13 protein-coding genes are annotated in these 17,277 nt (G+C 68.4%); 8 read left to right on the top strand and 5 right to left on the bottom strand.

Features of this window, described 5'->3' with window-relative positions; all coding sequences use genetic code 11:
• Positions 1-58: 58 nt before the first annotated feature.
• Together MYA_RS12230 and MYA_RS12225 are read left to right on the top strand one after the other, a co-directional pair.
• Positions 59-832 (top strand): class II aldolase/adducin family protein, encoded by a 774-nt coding sequence (locus MYA_RS12230; protein WP_014723638.1) that lies wholly within the window; start codon positions 59-61, stop codon positions 830-832.
• Positions 833-1,163: 331 nt separating this feature from the next.
• Positions 1,164-1,598 (top strand): CHRD domain-containing protein, encoded by a 435-nt coding sequence (locus MYA_RS12225; protein WP_014723636.1) that lies wholly within the window; start codon positions 1,164-1,166, stop codon positions 1,596-1,598.
• A 348-nt stretch (positions 1,599-1,946) separates the two neighbouring features.
• Here the strand turns inward: MYA_RS12225 and MYA_RS12220 are convergent, their stop codons facing one another.
• The gene (locus MYA_RS12220) at positions 1,947-2,789 is read right to left on the bottom strand and encodes an EcsC family protein (protein WP_014723635.1); all 843 of its coding nucleotides are present in this window, start codon (positions 2,787-2,789) and stop codon (positions 1,947-1,949) included.
• 104 nt (positions 2,790-2,893) lie between these two features.
• On the opposite strand from MYA_RS12220, the gene MYA_RS12215 reads away from it, so the two are divergent.
• Complete coding sequence (locus tag MYA_RS12215; protein ID WP_014723634.1) at positions 2,894-4,489, top strand: MFS transporter; 1,596 nt, start codon at positions 2,894-2,896, stop codon at positions 4,487-4,489.
• A 35-nt stretch (positions 4,490-4,524) separates the two neighbouring features.
• On the top strand, positions 4,525-4,971 hold the full coding sequence (locus MYA_RS12210; RefSeq protein WP_014723633.1) for a MarR family winged helix-turn-helix transcriptional regulator: 447 nt from the start codon (positions 4,525-4,527) through the stop codon (positions 4,969-4,971).
• Between the two features lie 106 nt (positions 4,972-5,077).
• On the opposite strand, the gene MYA_RS12205 is transcribed toward MYA_RS12210, so the two are convergent.
• A complete protein-coding gene (locus MYA_RS12205; protein WP_011886011.1) occupies positions 5,078-5,659 on the bottom strand; it encodes a DJ-1/PfpI family protein in 582 nt (193 codons plus the stop codon).
• A 164-nt stretch (positions 5,660-5,823) separates the two neighbouring features.
• Positions 5,824-7,104, bottom strand: a complete 1,281-nt coding sequence (locus MYA_RS12200) for an amino acid deaminase (protein ID WP_041493986.1) — start codon at positions 7,102-7,104, stop codon at positions 5,824-5,826.
• Between the two features lie 119 nt (positions 7,105-7,223).
• On the opposite strand from MYA_RS12200, the gene MYA_RS12195 reads away from it, so the two are divergent.
• The 3 genes from MYA_RS12195 (at position 7,224) to MYA_RS12185 (ending at position 10,128) form a co-directional block, all read left to right on the top strand.
• On the top strand, positions 7,224-8,162 hold the full coding sequence (locus tag MYA_RS12195; RefSeq protein ID WP_014723631.1) for a MurR/RpiR family transcriptional regulator: 939 nt from the start codon (positions 7,224-7,226) through the stop codon (positions 8,160-8,162).
• A gap of 2 nt (positions 8,163-8,164) precedes the next feature.
• Positions 8,165-9,646: an N-acyl-D-amino-acid deacylase family protein gene (locus MYA_RS12190; protein ID WP_014723630.1), complete on the top strand. Its 1,482-nt coding sequence runs from the start codon at positions 8,165-8,167 to the stop codon at positions 9,644-9,646.
• Positions 9,647-9,741: 95 nt separating this feature from the next.
• Positions 9,742-10,128, top strand: a complete 387-nt coding sequence (locus MYA_RS12185) for a RidA family protein (protein WP_014723629.1) — start codon at positions 9,742-9,744, stop codon at positions 10,126-10,128.
• 94 nt (positions 10,129-10,222) lie between these two features.
• Here MYA_RS12185 and queF read toward each other — a convergent pair whose 3' ends face one another.
• Positions 10,223-11,047, bottom strand: a complete 825-nt coding sequence (queF, locus tag MYA_RS12180) for an NADPH-dependent 7-cyano-7-deazaguanine reductase QueF (RefSeq protein WP_014723628.1) — start codon at positions 11,045-11,047, stop codon at positions 10,223-10,225.
• Between the two features lie 12 nt (positions 11,048-11,059).
• Positions 11,060-12,583: a threonine ammonia-lyase, biosynthetic gene (gene ilvA, locus MYA_RS12175; RefSeq protein ID WP_014723627.1), complete on the bottom strand. Its 1,524-nt coding sequence runs from the start codon at positions 12,581-12,583 to the stop codon at positions 11,060-11,062.
• A gap of 621 nt (positions 12,584-13,204) precedes the next feature.
• Between ilvA and MYA_RS12170 the strand changes: the two genes are divergently transcribed.
• A complete protein-coding gene (locus MYA_RS12170; RefSeq protein WP_014723624.1) occupies positions 13,205-17,224 on the top strand; it encodes a DUF3683 domain-containing protein in 4,020 nt (1,339 codons plus the stop codon).
• The last annotated feature ends 53 nt before the right edge of the window (positions 17,225-17,277 follow it).

Genomic DNA, 17,277 nt, shown 5'->3' with positions numbered 1-17,277 from the left:
GACCCGAGGCGCCGCCCGCGCGTGCCGCAGCCGCGCCCGTGCGCAACCGGAGTGCCCGATGCAACGTGTACCGAACCAGCCGTTCACGCGTCCCGCCCGTTTCTCCGAAGCCGAATGGCAAGCGCGTGTGCAGCTCGCGGCCGCCTACCGGATCTTCGCTCACCTCGGCTGGACCGAGCTGATCTACAACCATATCTCACTGCGCGTGCCGGGCGCGGACGGCCACTTCCTGATCAACCCGTTCGGGCTCCATTACCGCGAGGTGTGTGCGTCGAATCTCGTGAAGATCGACGTCGACGGCAACGTGATCGGCCATTCCGACTGGCCGATCAACCCGGCCGGCTTCACGTTCCACGGCGCGATCCATGCGGCGCTGCCCGACGCGCACTGCGTGATGCACGTGCACACGACGCCGACGATGGCCGTGTGCTGCGCGCGCGATGGCCTGTCGTTCTCGAATTTCTATTCGGCGCAGCTCTACGGGAAGGTCGCGTATCACGATTTCGAGGGCATCACCGTGCATGCGGAGGAGGGCCGTCGGATCGTCGCGAGCGCGGGCGGACGGCCCGTGCTGCTGCTGCGCAACCATGGGCCGGTGACGATCGGTGCGACGCTCGCGCACGCGTTCTCGCTGATGTGGCTGCTCAATCGCGCGTGCGAGGTGCAGGTGGCGACGCACGCGATCGGCGAGCCGTTGCCGATCGAGCCGCCGGTGCTCGACCGGTGCGTGCTCGATTCGCTGAATTTCGATCCGAAGCACGGTGCGGGACAGGACGCGTTCGACGCGCTGCAGCGTATCGTCGATCGTATCGATCCGGGGTATCGCGCGTGATGGATACGCGGGTGATGCGTAACTGCGGCGGGGCAGATTGCTTCGGGCTGCTTGCCGACGCCCGACGCCGAAGCGGCGGACGAGGCGGGTATCGCGTGCGCGACGAGCAAAAAAAACGCGGCCGGCTGGCCGCGTGAATACTCGCAGACTCCTTCGGACGAAGGAAACAAGCAACTGTGAGACGGAGTGTAGCGAAAGGCCGCGTGCGGATTCAGGCGTTGCGCTGCAAAGGTCCCTTCCTGGATTCGGCACGCTGCCGGATCGGCGCCGATCGACTACCATCACGTAGCGCCCCGGCCGCGGGGCGTACCACGTCGTACAAGGAGGATTCATGCCGAAGTTGCGTTTGCTCCAGGTGGCGTTGCTCACGGGCGTTCTGGCGGCCGGCAGCGCCGCCGCCGAAACGGTGCGTCTGTCCGCGAACCTGCAGCCGTCGAGCGAGGTGCCGCCCACCGCGACCAAGGGCGCCGGCACGGTCGACGCCACCTACGACACGGCGAGCCACCTGCTGCGCTGGACCGTCACTTACGAAAACCTGACGGGGCCGGCGACGGCCGCACACTTCCACGGTCCCGCGCCGGTCGGCCAGAACGCCGGCGTGCAGGTGCCGATTCCGAAGGACGAGCTCGCGAGCCCGATCAAGGGCTCGAAGGAACTCACCGACGCGCAGGTGGCCGAGCTGACGAGCGGCAAGTGGTACTTCAACGTGCATACGAAGGCGCATCCGGCCGGCGAGATCCGCGGGCAGGTGATGCCGGCGAACTGACGCGCGCGGCGGCGTTTGACATATAGGGTGTCGAAGGCGGGTGGCGAGTCGGTCGAGATGACGTGTGGCTCGACAGGCCGCCGCTCGGGCAGATGTAAGCGCCGATCGCGCCGCAGGCGCGCGATGCTCGACCGCCAGTCGCCAGTCGCCAGTCGCCAGTCGCCAGTCGCCAGTCGCCAGTCGCCGAACCGGCGAACCGGCGAACCGGCGAACCGCGCGAACGCCCAGCGCCCAGCGCCCAGCGCCCAGCGCCCAGCGCCCAACGCCCAACGCCCAACGCCCAACGCCCAACGCCCAACGCCCCCGCCTCGCAACCGCCTCGCAACCGCCCCCGCTCGTCACCGCTCGTCACCGCGCCGGCGCGCCGTCGATCGCCTGATACGCGGCCCGCACGGCCGCCGCGCCGTACTTGCGCTCGAGCCGGCGCACGGTGAAGTGGCCGTGCGCCATCTGCTGGAAGTGATCGATGAACAGCGTGTTGACGGTCGCGCCGAGCACCGCGCCGATCGCCGGGATCGACTTCGCGGCCATCTGCTCAGTCACCTGCACGGAAAAACGTGACGCGACCGTCTGCACCAGCTTGAACACCGCCGCCGAGCTGTGCGCGGCCACACCTTTCGTCGCGATGTCGGACGACGCCTTCGAGATCGCCTGCGCGAGCGCGCCGCGCAGCACGAAATAGCCGAGATCGGCGTCCTCTTCCCGCTTGTCCGTGTCGCCGCCCATGCCGAGCACGGCCAGGCACTGCAACTGCGTGTCGACCGCCGCGAGATCCTCGCCCTCGCTGCGCGCGATGTCGCACACCGAGCGGAAGATCAGCGTGGTCGTGACCGGCAGCTCGACCGGCAGCGCGAGGAAGCCGAACGCGCCGCCGGCCGCGCCGGTCGTCGCGACCGCGAGCTTGTGCAGCAGGTTGCTCGGCTTGTCGGGCTCGGCATCGGGCGCCGGCGGCTTGCCGAGCGTGCGCAGCGCGATGTTCAGGCACTTGCGCAGCGCGAGCTGCGTCGCATCGTTGATCTTGCCGGTCGCGAACGCCGGCAGCCGCCCGATCATCTTCTCGACCGGCGCACCGAGCACGCTGGTCAGCTTCAACGTCAGCGACGGGCTTTCCAGCACCTGCTTCGCGCGCCGCAGCGCGTCCTGGTCCTGCGGCGACAGCGTCGCCGCAGGCGTGATCGAAATCGGTTCCATCGTTCTCCCTGGCGGCACGCCGCCCATCCCATGCCCGCGTAGATTACTCCGACGTGCTACACTTTCGCGATTGTTTGACACGTCAAAGATTGCATCAACAAAAAATGCCGGTCCATACTGCCGCCCACCATTCCAGCGGGCAACTTCTGCCGTTTCGCGAGTCGCTGCTCGCGATGATCGGGATCTCGTTCGTCACCATGCTCGTCGCGTTCGACCAGACGGTCGTCGGCACCGCGTTGCCGACCATCGTCGCCGAGTTGCGCGGCTTCGACCTGTACGCATGGGTCGCGACGTCGTACCTGCTCAGCTCCGTGATCACCGTGCCGATCTTCGGCCGCCTCGGCGACTATTACGGCCGCAAGCCGTTCGTGATCGTGTCGATCGTCGTGTTCACCGGCGCGTCGGTGTTGTGCGGGATGGCCAACGACATGCTGTACCTCGTGCTGGCGCGCGGCCTGCAAGGGATCGGCGGCGGCATGCTGGTCGGCACCGCGTTCGCGTGCATCCCCGACCTGTTCCCCGATTCGGTCGTGCGGCTGCGCTGGCAGGTGCTGATGAGTTCGGCGTTCGGCATCGCGAACGCGATCGGGCCGTCGCTCGGCGGGTTCCTGACCCAGTCGTTCGGCTGGCGTTCGGTGTTCTACGTGAACCTGCCGATCGGCATCCTGTCGCTGTTCTTCGTGTGGCGCTACCTGCCGCACCTGCGGCACGTCGAGCACGACCGCAGCATGCGGCTCGACTGGCCCGGCGCCTTGCTGATCGCGCTGTCGCTCGGCGCGCTGCAGCTGTTCGTCGAATGGCTGCCGAAATACGGCTTGATGAGCTGGGCGTCGCTGCTGCTGGTGGTCGCGCTCGGCGCGGGCGTGGCGTTGTGGCACTGGGAGAAGCGCTGCGCGCAGCCGATCCTGCCGTTTGACATGTTCGGCAACCGCGCGCTGTCGGCGCTGTTCGTGCTCGCGATGCTCGCCGGCTTCTCGATGTTCTCGCTGCTGTTCTATGCGCCGCTGCTGTTCCAGGGCGGCTTCGGGATGTCGCCGAAGGCGGCGGGGCTCGTCATCACGCCGCTCGTCGTGTTCATCACGATCGGCAGCATCATGAACGGGCGCGTCGTCACGCGCATCCGCCATCCGAACGCGATGCTGCACGTCGGCTTCGGGCTGTTCGCGTTCACCTGCGCGGGTGTCGTCGTGTCGACCCACACGACGCCTGGCTGGATGCTCATGGTCTTGATGGTCGCCGGCGGGATCGGGCTCGGCTTCGTGCTGCCGAACCTCACCGTGTTCGCGCAGCAGACCGCCGGTCGCGAGCACCTCGGCATCGCGACCGCGCTCCTGCAATCGCTGCGCATGGTCGGCGGGATGATCGGCACCGCGCTGACCGGCACGCTCGTCAACCAGATGTATTCGAGCGGCGTGCACGATGCGCTGGCCGGCGACCGCGCGCTGCAGTGGCATGCGCAACTCGCCGATCCGCAGATCCTGATCGACCGTGCGGCGCAAGGCCGTCTGGTCGCGGAGCTGACGGCGGCCGGGCATAATGGTGCGCTGCTGCTGGAAGCGGCCCGCGAATCGCTCGTCGGCGCGATTCACCTGGGCGTCGCGATGGCGGCCGTCGTCGCCGTGGTGTCGGTGTGGCAATGCCGCCGCGTGCCGCCGATCGCGCTGCGACGCAAGGTCGAACCGCATGTCGCGGCCGATTGAAACGATTCACCGAATGAACGAGTAGGCATCAGCGCATGGAAGAACCGGACCGCATCGCGATCTTGCAGCAATTCGGACGCACGTATCGCGCGTTCATGAGCGCGTTCGAAACGCACGTCGGGCAGCCGATGCCGCGCTGGCGCATCATGGTGGCGCTGCACACGCTGGACGGCCAGGCGTCGCAGAAGAAGCTCGTCGAGGTGCTGCGCATCGATCCGGGCGCGCTCACGCGCCAGCTGAAATCGCTCGATGCGCTCGGCTGGATCGAGCGCGCGTCCGATGCCCGCGACAACCGGGTGACCAACGTCACGCTGACCGCCGCCGGGCGGGCGGCGTTCGACGCGTGCCTGCCGCGCCGCAAGGCGTTCCTCGACCGCACCGTCGCGCAGTTGCCGGACGACGTGCTGACCGCGCTGTCGGGCGCGCTGGCGATGCTGGAGTCGCGGATCGCGGAGGTCGGCTCGACGCCGTCTCCGCACTGAAGGGCGGCGACCGGCGCGGCGCGGCGGGCCCGAGAGCCCACCGCCCGGCGCCGGCCGGCGCTCGTCACATCACTTCATTTCCGTTCTACGGGCACGACGACTTCGCTCACAGCTCGATGCGCGTGCCGAGCAATGCGAGGAACTGCGCGAGCCATGCCGGATGCGCGGGCCACGCGGGCGCGGTGACGAACGGCGCGTCGGTCACGGCCGCATCGACCGGAATGTCCGCATATTCGCCGCCGGCGAGCTTCACTTCGGGCGCGCAGGCCGGGTAGGCCGAGATGCGCTTGCCGCGGATCACGTCGGCGGCCGCCAGCAGCTGCGCCGCATGGCAGATCGCGGCGATCGGCTTGCCGGCCTGCGCGAACGCGCGCACCAGCGCGATCACCTTCGCATCGAGACGCAGATATTCGGGCGCGCGGCCGCCGGCGATCGCGAGCGCGTCGTAGCTCGACGCGTCGACGTCGTCGAAGCTCGCGTTCAGCGTGAAATAGTGGCCGGGCTTTTCGGTGTAGGTCTGGTCGCCTTCGAAATCGTGGATCGCGGTCTTGACCTTGTCGCCGGCGCGCTTGCCGGGGCACACGGCGTCGACGCGATGGCCGACGGCCTGCAGTGCCTGGAACGGCACCATCGTTTCGTAGTCTTCGGCGAAATCGCCGGTCAGGAACAGGATCTTCTTCGCGGCCATGGCACTCTCCATTCAACGGCGTTGAAGGGCCGTTCGCGCGGCGAGCGGCGCACGGCCGCCGCGGCGGCGATGCGGCCCCGAGGACGAACGCGCAGTGTACTCCGCCCGCTCGAAGCGTGCGTGACGGCCGCCCGCGGCGGGCGGCGCCACGCGCGGACGGCGTGTCAGAAGAACGTTTCGACGACTTCCGTCACGCGGTACTGCGGATCGACGACGAGCAACTGCCGCCATTTGTCGAACGTGAGGCACGGGTGCGAGATGTCGAACGCGACCATGTCGCCGACCTTCACATCCGCGCCCGGCGGGATCTGCAGATAGGCGTGCTGGTCCATCATCCCCGTCACGACCCAGCCTTCGGTGGCGGCCAGCTCGCGCGGCGCGCCGTCGCGGCCGGGGCGGAAATGGCGAGCCGGCTCGGGCATGCCCGCGTCGAACGCCGCGTCGCGCTTGCCGAGCGCGACGATCGCGCGGTCCGGTTCCGGCACCGACTGCACGTACGCCCACAGCTGCAGCGCCGGCAGCAGCCCTTCGCCCATCCTGCGTGCGATCGGATTGCGCGCGAACACGTCCGCTTGCGCCTTCCTGTAGATGCCGACGTCATGCGTCAGATAGCAGCCCGGACGCAGCACGATCTCGGCGAAACCGGCGTCGGACGCCTTCGCGAATTCCTCCGCGACCACGTCGTACCACGCGGAGCCGGCCCCCGACAGGATCGCCGGCGTGCGCGCGAAGCGGCCGGCTTCGGCCAGTTCGCGCGTGAGTGCGACCGCGTGTTGCAGGAACGTGCGGATCTCGCCTTCTTCCTTCAGCACGCCTTCGTAGAGTTCGATGCCGGCCAGCTTCAGCGTGTCCGGATGGCGGGCGATCGCATCGAGCACCGCCTGGCGCTGCGCAGCGTCGCGCACGCCGGCGCGGCCACCCGGCACGCCGAGCTCGAGCAGCACGTTCAGCGTCTTGTTCGCCGCGCCGAAAAAGCGGCCGAGCTGCTCGACGCCATCGACGGAATCGACGAGGCAGAAGAACTCGAATTCGGGATCGGACAGCAGCCCCGCGATGAGCGTCATGTTCTGGCGGCCGACCAGTTGGTTCGCCAGCAGCACGCGCCGCACGCCGCCGTGATACGCGGCCTGCGTCTGGTGCGCGGTCGCGAGCGTGATGCCCCACGCGCCGGCCGCGAGCTGGCGGCGGAACAGCTGCGGCGCCATCGTCGTCTTGCCGTGCGGCGCGAACTGCGCGCCGTACTGCTGGACGAACGCCTGCATCCAGTTCAGGTTGTGTTCGATCCGGTCGGCGTACAGCACGGCCGCGGGCAGGCTGACGTCCTCCGCGAGCAGGTTCCACTCGAGGCGGCCGGCTTCGTCGAGCGGCACGCTCGCGCTCGGCACGTTGCCGAGGCCCTTGCCCAACGGATCTATTTTCGGCTCCTGATAGTTTGTAACTTTCATGTCGTCCCGCTCCATCATCACTATGCATTGCATCGAAGTTGACATGCCGATGGTACCGAAAGTAGCATCGACGCGGTGATGTTATTTAGTAACACGACGCGCGCCAGCGCTTTCCACCGATGAATTCCCCCGTCTCGCGGGCCGCGTCACGCGCGGCCGCCCAGTCATCCGCGCAGCTTGCGCAGCCGGCCGTCGACATCGTCGCACGCATCACCGAATGCGCGCCCGAACTGCGCGACGCCGAGCGCAAGGTCGCTGCGTTCATCCTCGCCGATCTGGCGCGCGCCGCGCATGCCAGCATCGGCGCGCTTGCGCGCGACGCGCAGGTGAGCGTCGCGACGGTCACGCGGTTCGCGAAGGCCGTCGGCTGCCGCGACGTGCGCGAGCTGAAGGTGCTCGTCGCGCAGGCGGCGGCGGTGGGCCGGCGGTTTCTGGCGCCGTCCGACCAGCCGCACGCCGACGATACGAGCCCGGCATCGGTGGTCTACGACGAGATCTGCGTCGCGCTCGCGCACAACCACCAGCTGCTGCGCAACACGTCGTTCGACGCGGCGGCCGATCTGCTCGCCGGCGCGCAGATGATCTACGTGTACGGGCAGGGCGGCGGCTCGACCGCGCTCGCCGACGAGCTGCGCTTTCGCCTCGTGCGCTTCGGCCGGCCGGTCGCGAGCTACCAGGACAGCCTGCTGCAGCGGATGGTGTCGGCGACGCTGTCGCGCGACGCCGTGGTCGTCGCGCTGTCGGTGAGCGGGCGCGTGCCGGAGCTGCTCGACAGCTGCCGCGTCGCGAAGCGCTACGGCGCGACGCTGATCGCGATCACCGCGCCGGCTTCGCCGCTCGCGAAGCTCGCCGATCACCTGATCCCGGTGGTCGCGTTCGAAACCGATTTCATCTACAAGCCGTCGACGTCGCGCTACGCGATGATGATGGCGATCGACGTGCTCGTGACCGGCGTCGCGCTGCGGCTCGGCGATGCGGGCCGCGAATCGCTGCGCCGCATCAAGCATGCGCTCGACGCGCATCGCGGCGGCGGAGATCGTCAACCGGTAGGAGACTGACCATGCATTCGCATCCCGAAGCCGCCGATACGCTGATCGTCGGCGCGCAGCTGTACGACGGCACGGGCGCGCCGCCCGTCACGCGCGACGTCGCGATCCGCAACGGCGCGATCGCGGCGATCGGCAACCTGTCGAACTGGCTCGCCGAGAGCGTCGTCGATGCGAACGGCCGCGCGCTCGCGCCCGGTTTCGTCGACGTGCACACGCATGACGACACGCACGTGATCCGCGCGCCGCAGATGCTGCCGAAGATCTCGCAGGGCGTGACGACCGTGATCGTCGGCAACTGCGGGATCAGCGCGTCGCCGGTCACGCTCGCCGGCGACCCGCCCGATCCGATGAACCTGCTCGGCGAGCGCGACGCGTTCCGCTACCCGACCTTCGCCGCCTATGTCGCGGCGGTGAACGAAGCGCGCCCGGCGGTCAACGTCGCGGCGCTCGTCGGGCACACGGCGCTGCGCAACAACCAGATGGACCGGCTCGACCGCGCGGCGACCGACGGCGAAATCGCCGCGATGCGCGCGCAGCTCGACGAGGCGCTCCAGAACGGCGCGCTCGGTTTGTCGTCGGGCCTCGCCTACGGCTCCGCGTTCGCGGCGCCGACCGAGGAAGTGATGGCGCTCGCGGAGCCGCTCGCGAAGGCGCGCGCGCTGTATACGACGCACATGCGCACCGAGTTCGACGCGATCCTCGATGCGATGGACGAGGCGTACCGGGTCGGGCGGCACGCGCAGGTGCCCGTCGTGATCTCGCATCTGAAGTGCGCGGGGCCGTCGAACTGGGGGCGCAGCACCGAGGTGCTCGCGTCGCTCGACGGCGTGCGCCGCCTTCAGCCGGTCGGCTGCGACTGCTATCCGTACAGCCGCAGCTCGTCGACGCTCGACCTGAAGCAGGTGAGTGGCGACATCGACATCACGATCACGTGGTCGGCGCCGCATCCGGAAGTCGCCGGCAAATTGCTGAAGGCGATCGCGGCCGACTGGGGCGTGACCGAGCAGGAAGCCGCGCAGCGCATCCGTCCGGCCGGCGCCGTGTACCACAACATGTCCGAGGACGACGTGCGGCGCATCCTGTCGCACCCGGCGACGATGGTCGGCTCCGACGGGCTGCCGAACGATCCGCTGCCGCATCCGCGCCTGTGGGGTGCGTTCCCGCGCGTGCTCGGCCACTATGTGCGCGACACGAACCTGCTGCCGCTGGAGGAGGCGATCCGCAAGATGACGTCGCTGTCCGCGCGGCGCTTCGGGCTCGCGCGTCGCGGCGAGGTGCACGTCGGCTACCACGCGGATCTGGTGCTGTTCGATCCGGCCCGCGTGATCGATGCGGCGACCTTCGAGCAGCCGCAGCAGCCGGCGCACGGCATCGACGCGGTGTGGGTGAACGGCGTGCTGACCTACGAGAACGGGCAGCCGACCGGCGCGCGCGCGGGCGGCTTCGTGGCGCGTGGCGAGCGTTCTGCGGCCGCCGCCGATGCGGCCTTCTGAGCGCGGCAGGCAGGTCGAGATTCGGCGTGTGCCGCGAGCGGCGCGCGCCTTCGCAATGAAATGGAACTGAACCGGAACTGAAACGGAGTGAAACGATGAAGCGATATGGCGTGGGCGAAGCGAAGGGGACGGGCGGCCAGGTGATGCCGTTCGCGCGGGCGGTCGAGGCCGACGGCTGGCTCTACGTGTCGGGGCAGACGCCGATGGTGAACGGCGAGGTCGTCGAAGGCGGGATCGTCACGCAGTCGAAGCAGGCGATCGAGAACCTGATCGCGATCCTGAAGGAAGCCGGCTACGGCGTCGAGGACGTCGTGCGCTGCGGCGTGTGGCTCGACGATGCGCGCGATTTCGCGTCGTTCAACAAGGTGTTCGTGTCGTACTTCGGCGCCAACCCGCCGGCCCGCGCGTGCGTGCAGTCGAGCATGGTGATCGACTGCAAGGTCGAAGTGGACTGCATCGCGTACAAGTCGCCGGCGAAGTAACGCGGCCGCGCTGCTGGTCGCAAGTCAAACAGCCCCGCCGGTGCAAACCGGCGGGGCTGTTGCGTTCAGGGCCGCGCGCAGCGGCCGGTGCGCGTCACTGCCGCGCTGTGCGCGCGTTGTCCGGCATCGACTGGTTGTAGTTGGTGCGGAACGGGTTGATGTCGAGCCCGCCGCGGCGCGTATAGCGCGCATACACCGCGAGCTTCAGCGGTTTGCACGCCTGCAGGATGTCGAGGAAGATGCGCTCGACGCACTGCTCGTGAAAGCCCGTGTGGTTGCGAAACGAGATGATGTAGCGCAACAGCCCCGCGTGATCGATCTGCGGGCCGACGTAGTGGATCTGCACGCTGCCCCAGTCGGGCTGGCCGGTGACCGGGCAGTTCGAGCGCAGCAGGTCGGACACCAGCGTCTCCTCGACCGGCGCTTCGTCGGCGGCGGCCGACAGCAGCGACGGATCGGGCTCGTACACGTCGGTGTCGAGGTCGAGGCGGTCGAGCGACAGCCCGTCGAGCTCCTCCATCTGCAGCTTGCCGAAGTCGTGCGGCGACACCAGCTGCACCGACACGCTCGCGCCGCACGCGGCCGACACGTCGCGCTTGAGCACGTCGCGCACGGCATCGACGGAATCGAACTTCGATTGCGCGAACGAGCCGAGATACAGCTTGAACGACTTCGATTCGACGATGTTCGGCGATTCTGCCGGCACGTAGAAGGTCGCGACCGCGAGCTGGGGCTTGCCGCGCGCGTTCAGCCACGACAGCTCGTACGCGTTCCAGATGTCGGTGCCGAAGAACGGCGGCGCGGCCGCGATGCCGAGCTGCTCGCGCGCGCCCGCGCGCGGGATCGGAAACAGCAGCGACGCGTCGTACTGCGCCGCGTAGACGGTGGCCTTGCCGAGCGGGGAATGTTCGGGGTTCATGGCACGCAACCTTTACGACAGGAACAGGCGGTAGGCCGGATTGGCGCTCTCTTCGACATACGGATAGCCGAGCGCGGCCAGGAAGCGTTCGAACTCGGCGCGATCGGCCTGCGGCACCTGCAGCCCGACCAGGATCGAGCTGTAGTCGGCGCCCTGGTTGCGGTAGTGGAACAGGCTGATGTTCCAGTCCGGCGCCATCGACGACAGGAACTTCATCAGCGCGCCCGGCCGCTCCGGAAACTCGAAGCGGAACAGACGCTCGTCGAGCGCCAGCGGCGAGCGGCCGCCGACCATGTAGCGGATATGCTCCTTCGACAGCTCGTCGTGCGTCAGGTCGACCGTCTTGAAGCCGTGCGCGTCGAAGTTCGCGGCGATCTCGGCCGACTCGCCGCGCCGGCGGATCTGCACGCCGACGAAGATGTGCGCCGATTTTTCGTCGGCGATCCGGTAGTTGAACTCGGTCACGCTGCGGTCGCCCACCAGCGAGCAGAACCGCTTGAAGCTGCCGCGCTCCTCGGGGATCGTGACCGCGAACACGGCTTCGCGCGCCTCGCCCACTTCCGCGCGTTCGGCCACGAAGCGCATCCGGTCGAAGTTCATGTTCGCGCCGGAGGTGACCGCGACGAGCGTCTGATTCTCGATCCCTTCGCGTTCCACGTAACGCTTGGCGCCGGCGACCGCCAGCGCGCCGGACGGCTCGAGCACGCTGCGCGTGTCCTGGAACACGTCCTTGATCGCCGCGCACAGCGCGTCGGTGTCGACGGTGACGACGCCGTCGAGGAATTCGCTGCACAGCCGGAAGGTCTCCTCGCCGACCAGCTTCACCGCGGTGCCGTCGGCGAACAGCCCGACTTCGCTGAGCTCGACGCGTTCGCCCTTCTGCAGCGACTGCGCCATCGCGCACGAATCCTCCGCCTGCACGCCGATCACCTTGATCTCGGGGCGCACGGCCTTCACGTACGCGGCGACGCCCGACGCGAGCCCGCCGCCGCCGATCGGCACGAAGATCGCGTGGATCGGCCCCTGATGCTGCCGCAGGACTTCCATCGCGATCGTGCCCTGGCCGGCGATCACGTACGGATCGTCGAACGGGTGCACGAACGTGAGGTCGCGCTCCTGCTGCACCTTGAGCGCATGCGCGTACGCATCGCTGTACGACTCGCCTGCCTGGATCACCTCGACGCTCGGGCCGCCGTGCGCGCGCACTGCGTCGACCTTCACCTGCGGCGTCGTGACCGGCACGACGATCACCGCCTTCACGCCCATGCGCGCCGCCGAGAACGCGACGCCCTGCGCATGGTTGCCGGCGGACGCGGTGATCACGCCGCGCGTGAGCGCGTCGGCCGGAATGTGCGCCATCTTGTTGTACGCGCCACGCAGCTTGAACGAGAACACCGGCTGGTTGTCCTCGCGCTTCAGGTAAATGGGGTTGCGCAGCCGTGTCGACAGGTTGCGGGCCGGTTCGAGTTCCGTCTCGCGTGCGACGTCGTAGACGCGCGCGGTGAGGATTTTCTTCAGGTAGTCGTGGGATGCCATGGGCGCTCGCGGGCAGTGCGAAAAGCAGAGGGTAAAGGATCAATGATAGCGCCAAGGGTCCGCCTGCACGCAAGCGACGTGCCGGCGGCAGGTTCGCCGCGCGGCGCGCACGACGTCCGCAGGACGCCCGCACGAAGCCGTTCGCGGCCTGCCATGCCGTGCTCGCCGGGTCCACTGCGCGGTTCAACCGCGGTTTAACCGCGCGGTTACCGACCGGCCGGCCGGCGAATGCCGGCGCGAAGCGGCGTCGAGCCAGGCGTGGCGCGGCTTGCGGCGAAAGCCCCACGACCTGTCCGGCGTGCCACGGACGGCCCGATCATGGGTTAGAATTCCGTTTTGAATCAAGGATCGGAAGATGCAGAGGCACCCTCGGATCGCCCCGTTGAAGCCGACGCCGCGCGCTGCCAGCCCCGCGGCGCAGCGGCATGCGCGCCGCGCGCGATCGTGCTGATGACGCCGAGTGCCGCCAGGCCCGGCCGGCCCGGATCGGTGAGTCTCCACCCGCTCCGGCCCCATGCGAGATAGTCGCGCGCCTGGCACCAGAACAGATTTCCCCAAGATTGCGCCCACGCGCTTGCCGACGCCCGTGCACGGTGTATCGGCCCTCCGAGTCGTCCGAACATGAACGCACCACAAGTTTTCGATCCGCATGGCGCGGCCACCGCCGTCGCCGCCGACCCCGCGCCCCGTCTGCGCGAGATTCCCTACAACTACACGTCGTTCTCCGACCGCGAGATCGTGATCCGCCTGCTCGGCGAGGACGCGTGGTCGGTGCTCGACGAGCTGCGCGCCGAACGCCGCACGGGCCGCTCGGCACGGATGCTGTACGAAGTGCTCGGCGACATCTGGGTCGTGCGCCGCAACCCGTACCTGCAGGACGACCTGCTCGACAACCCGAAGCGCCGCGCCTTGCTGATCGAGGCGCTGAACCACCGGCTGACCGAGATCGGCAAGCGCCGCCGGGCCGACCTCACCGAGCATCGTGACGACGCTGGCCGCGAGCGCGCCGGCCGCGTCGAGATGCTCGAGGCCGCCGCGCAGCGCGCGGTCGACGAGTTTGCCGACGAATTCGACAAGATGGCCGACCTGCGCCGCCGCGCGACCAAGGCGCTCGGCCGCTGCACGCAGAAGGACAACATCCGCTTCGACGGGCTGTCGCGCGTGTCGCACGTGACCGATGCGACCGACTGGCGCGTCGAGTACCCGTTCGTCGTATTGACGCCCGACACAGAAGCCGAGATCGCGGCGCTCATCAAGGCCTGCTTCGAGCTCGGCCTGACCGTGATCCCGCGCGGCGGCGGCACCGGCTACACGGGCGGCGCGGTGCCGCTCACGCCGTTCTCCGCGGTGATCAACACCGAGAAGCTCGAGCAGCTCGGCGCGGTCGAGCTGACCGAGCTGCCGGGCGTCGCGCACAAGGTGCCGACGATCTTCTCCGGCGCGGGCGTCGTCACGCGCCGCGTGACCGAGGCGGCCGAAGCGGCGGGCTACGTGTTCGCGGTCGACCCCACGTCGCTCGACGCATCGTGCATCGGCGGCAACGTCGCGATGAACGCGGGCGGCAAGAAGGCGGTGCTGTGGGGCACCGCGCTCGACAACCTCGCCTGGTGGCGGATGGTCGACCCGGACGGCAACTGGCTCGAAGTCACGCGCCACGAGCACAACCAGGGCAAGATCCACGACATCGCGGTCGCGCGCTTCGAGCTGAAGTGGTTCGACGGCGCGTACGCGCCGGGCGAGAAGCTGCTGCGCACCGAAATGCTCGAGATCGAGGGCCGGCGCTTCCGCAAGGAAGGGCTCGGCAAGGACGTGACCGACAAGTTCCTCGCCGGCCTGCCGGGCGTGCAGAAGGAAGGCTGCGACGGGCTGATTACGTCCGCGCGCTGGGTGCTGCACAAGATGCCCGCGCACACGCGTACCGTCTGCCTCGAATTCTTCGGCCAGGCGCGCGAGGCGATCCCGAGCATCGTCGAGATCAAGGACTACCTGTTCGAGACGGCGAAGCAGGGCGGCGCGATCCTCGCGGGCCTCGAGCACCTCGACGAGCGCTATCTGCGCGCGGTCGGCTACGCGACCAAGAGCAAGCGCAACGCGTTCCCGAAGATGGTGCTGATCGGCGACATCGTCGGCGACGACGCCGATGCGGTCGCGCAGGCGACCTCCGAAGTGATCCGGATGGCCAACGGCAAGAGCGGCGAAGGCTTCGTCGCGGTCAGCGCCGAGGCGCGCAAGCGCTTCTGGCTCGACCGCAGCCGCACGGCCGCGATCGCGAAGCACACCAACGCGTTCAAGATCAACGAGGACGTCGTCATTCCGCTGAACCGGATGGGCGAATACACCGACGGCATCGAGCGGATCAACATCGAGCTGTCGCTGAAGAACAAGCTGCAGCTGGTCGACGCGCTCGAGGCGTTCTTCCGCGGTGGCAACCTGCCGCTCGGCAAGACCGACGACGCGAACGAGATCCCCAGCGCCGAACTGCTGGAAGACCGCGTGCAGCAGGCGCTGGAGCTGCTCAAGCGCGTGCGTGCGCGCTGGGAGTTCGTGCGCGACCGGCTCGACCAGCCGCTGCGCGAGGCGCAGCACTACCTGGTGCAGCTCGGCTACGAGGCGCTCGCCGAGAAGTTCGCCGATCGCGCCGACGAGCAGCCGGGCGCGAGCGTGTTCCACGTCACGCAGGACCGCACGATCCGCATCTCGTGGAAGCAGGAGATCCGCGCGGAGCTGCGCGCGATCTTCAACGGCGGCGCGTTCAAGCCGATCCTCGACGAAGCGCAGGCGATCCACAAGCGCGTGCTGCGCGGCCGCGTGTTCGTCGCGCTGCACATGCACGCGGGCGACGGCAACGTCCACACCAACATCCCGGTCAACTCCGACAACTACGAGATGCTGCAGGACGCGCATGCGGCCGTCGCGCGCATCATGACGCTCGCGCGCTCGCTCGACGGCGTGATCTCCGGCGAACACGGGATCGGCATCACGAAGCTCGAGTTCCTGACCGACGACGAGATCGCCGAATTCCGCGCGTACAAGCAGCGCGTCGACCCGAACGGCCGCTTCAACAAGGGCAAGCTGCTCGACGGCGCGGATCTGCGCAACGCTTATACGCCGAGCTTCGGGCTGATGGGCTACGAGTCGCTGATCATGCAGCAGTCCGACATCGGCGCGATCGCCGATTCGGTGAAGGACTGCCTGCGCTGCGGCAAGTGCAAGCCGGTGTGCGCGACCCACGTGCCGCGCGCCAACCTGCTGTACAGCCCGCGCAACAAGATCCTCGCGACGTCGCTGCTGGTCGAGGCGTTCCTGTACGAGGAGCAGACGCGCCGCGGCGTATCGATCAAGCACTGGGACGAGTTCAACGACGTGGCCGACCACTGCACGGTGTGCCACAAGTGCGCGACGCCGTGCCCGGTGAAGATCGACTTCGGCGACGTCACGATGAACATGCGCAACCTGTTGCGCAAGATGGGCAAGAAGAAGTTCAACGCCGGCAATGCGGCGGGGATGTTCTTCCTGAACGCCACCAATCCGCAGACGATCAACGCGGCGCGCACCGTGATGATGGGCGTCGGCTACAAGGTGCAGCGCTTCGCCAACGACATGCTGAAGAAGGTCGTCACGAAGCAGACGCAGCATCCGCCGGCGACGACCGGCCGGCCGCCGGTGGTCGAGCAGGTGATCCACTTCGTCAACAAGAAGATGCCGGGCAACCTGCCGAAGAAGACGGCGCGTGCGCTGCTCGACATCGAGGACAACAAGATCGTGCCGATCATCCGCAACCCGAAGTCGACGACCGTCGATTCGGAAGCGGTGTTCTACTTCCCCGGCTGCGGCTCCGAGCGCCTGTTCTCGCAGGTCGGCCTCGCGACGCAGGCGATGCTGTGGGAAGCGGGCGTGCAGACGGTCCTGCCGCCGGGCTACCTGTGCTGCGGCTATCCGCAGCGCGGCTCGGGCCAGTACGACAAGGCCGAGAAGATCGTCACCGACAATCGCGTGCTGTTCCACCGCGTCGCGAACACGCTGAACTACCTCGACATCAAGACGGTGGTCGTGTCGTGCGGCACCTGCTACGACCAGCTCGCCGGCTATGAATTCGACAAGATCTTCCCCGGCTGCCGGATCATCGACATCCACGAGTTCCTGCTCGAGAAGGGGATGAAGCTCGACGGCGTGACGGGCACGCGCTACATGTATCACGACCCGTGCCACACGCCGATCAAGACGATGGACCCGGTCAAGCTCGTCAACGAGCTGATGGGCGCGGAGAAGGACGGCTACCGGATCGAGAAGAACGACCGCTGCTGCGGCGAGTCGGGCACGCTGGCCGTCACGCGTCCGGACGTGTCGACGCAGGTGCGCTTCCGCAAGGAAGAGGAGATCCGCAAGGGCGCGGCGAAGCTGCGCGGCATTCCCGTCATGGCCGACGGCGCGCCGGCGCCGGCGGCCGCGAGCGGCCCGGACGTGAAGATCCTGACGAGCTGCCCGTCGTGCCTGCAGGGCCTCTCGCGCTACAACGAGGACGCGAACCTCGAGGCCGACTACATCGTCGTCGAAATCGCGCGCCAGGTGCTCGGCGAGAACTGGATGGCCGATTATGTCGCACGTGCGAACAATGGCGGGATCGAGCGCGTACTGGTCTAATGCGGGCATGCAACGAGAGCGGGCGCCGGCGTTGACGAGCCGGCCCCCGTGCA

Origin of the sequence: Burkholderia sp. KJ006 (genome assembly GCF_000262695.1) — a bacterium.
Classification (GTDB): Bacteria; Pseudomonadota; Gammaproteobacteria; order Burkholderiales; family Burkholderiaceae; genus Burkholderia; species Burkholderia vietnamiensis.
The sequence above is the reverse complement of the archived record's forward strand: the minus strand, read 5'-3'. Positions and strand labels throughout refer to the sequence as shown.